At 58.0% G+C, this 2,099-nt stretch carries 1 protein-coding gene; it reads left to right on the forward strand.

The genetic code is table 11. From position 1 onward, the window contains the following. Positions 1–494: 494 nt before the first annotated feature. Positions 495–1,826 carry a coproporphyrinogen-III oxidase family protein gene (locus tag VGE80_RS05475; RefSeq protein ID WP_397568358.1) on the forward strand — a complete coding sequence of 444 codons (1,332 nt, stop codon included), beginning with the start codon at positions 495–497 and terminating at the stop codon, positions 1,824–1,826. Positions 1,827–2,099 lie beyond the last annotated feature (273 nt).

A 2,099-nucleotide genomic window follows, 5' to 3' on the forward strand; every position in this document is an offset into this window, starting at 1 on the left:
GAAAAATTAGGGTGCCACTGCATGACCGTCCTCGGTCACGCAGTGCTCTGTCAAGCATCAAAAAATGAGAAGACACTGCGTCTCCGAGGACTCCGATGCAGTGGCACACAACCCGACGATTTCATCGTGACAAAGCACTAGTGCCGCGACTCGCGACAACAGCCACGTCACCCCTGAGCGACAACTCTCTCGCGATCGCCCCACGGCTTTGGTCCACATGCAGAGCTTTTGGCATCCTTTCGTCTCCTTCAGGGGGAATTCAGGAAAGAGGAGTGGGATCGGGTTGTAGTCTTTGTGGAGGCGAATGCTCGCCCGAATCTCGGCGGTGCTGGGTCTGGCATCCGTGAACCGCACCGGGTCCGGAGTGGCTCGGGGAGGGTGCCAGAGTGGAACGTGAATTGCTCAGAATGACGATTTCGGTTTATCATTGACCATTGAAACGAGCCCGCGACGACCCCGCCTCATCGAACCTACCACTCGATCGGAAGAGACTGATGCTTGCCGAACCGACTGCTCCCCTGGAAATTGCTCCTGCGACGACGGAAGTGGGAAGTTATTTCATCTCGAACTATCCACCATTCTCGCTCTGGAATCGTGAGACCGTTCCCGAAATCCGCGCCGCGTTCGCGTCCGAGCCGGACCGCTCGGTCCCCATGGGGCTCTACCTGCACATCCCCTTCTGCCGCAAGCGGTGCAAGTTCTGCTACTTCCGCGTCTACACCAACCAGAACGCGAACGCGATTGCCCGCTATGTCGAAGCGCTGGCCAAAGAAGTCGAACTGCTCAGTCAGCAGCCGGCGGTCCCCGGTCGCGACCTCAAGTTTGTGTACTTCGGGGGGGGTACCCCGTCGTACCTCAGCTCCCGTCAGTTGCGGTTCCTGCGCGACGAGCTCAGTCGCTCGGTCTCGTGGGACAACGCCGAAGAAGTCACGTTCGAGTGCGAACCGGGCACGCTGAATCTGGAAAAGCTGCAGACACTCAAGGACATCGGCATCACCCGAATTTCCCTTGGTGTCGAAAACTTCAACGACAAGATTCTGGAAGCCAACGGACGGGCTCACCTGTCACCCGAAATCTTCCGCGCTTACGACTGGATTCAGCAGGTCGGGTTCCCCCAGGTGAATATCGACCTCATCGCCGGAATGATCGGAGAGACCGACGAAAACTGGACGAGCTGCATCGAGCAGGCGCGCAAACTGAAGCCGGACAATCTGACCGTCTACCAGATGGAACTTCCTTTCAATACTCTGATCTCGAAGGAGATGAAGGAACTCGGCATCGATTCGCCCGTCGCCAACTGGACGACGAAACGACGCTGGGTCGATCAGGCGATGAATGCGTTCCAGGCGGATGGTTACCACATTTCCAGCGGGAACGAACTCGTCAAGAACCCCGCGACCGACCACTTCGTCTATCGCGATAATGTCTGGCGTGGCTGCGATCTACTCGCGGCGGGGGTTTCCTCCTTCGGTCACTTCCAGGGTGTTCACTACCAGAACCTGGACCAACTGGAAGACTATCTCAAGACAGTCGAAGGGGGATCGCTGCCGATTAATCGCGCCCTGCGTCCGACGGATCATCAACGACTGATCCGCGAATTCATTCTGCAAATGAAGGAAGGCCACCTCTCGGCCGCACCGTTCCGTGACAAGTTTGGTGTCGACGTGCTGAAGGAATTCGCTCAGCCCCTCGCTGCCCAGCAAGCCAAAGGTTACCTCACGGTCGAAGGGGACGAGATCAAACTGACGCGAAAAGGGATCCTGCAGTCCGACACGCTGCTGCCCGAATATTTCGAAGTCGAACACCGCGAAGTTCGTTACACGTAACCTCTTCGCAAGATGGCGAGTGCTGAACGCTCTGCGCAAGTGTCCATTGCGGCCCGTTGCGGGACGTGAAGTGGAATCCCCCTGTTACTCGACAATCCGGTGAGACTCACCGACACTGTGTCAGTCACCGAACGCGACGGCGCTCGTCCGGAATGGTGGTGAGATCACTGGCTGGACCTCTGCTTGACAGACTGCCGCTTTCGGGCGTCAAACGGGGGACGCCCCCCTCACCTGGTTTCGCCGCGAAGTCCGTTGGGCACGATGCAGGGTCCT

Origin of the sequence: Schlesneria sp. (genome assembly GCF_036405755.1) — a bacterium.
Classification (GTDB): Bacteria; Planctomycetota; Planctomycetia; order Planctomycetales; family Planctomycetaceae; genus Schlesneria; species Schlesneria sphaerica.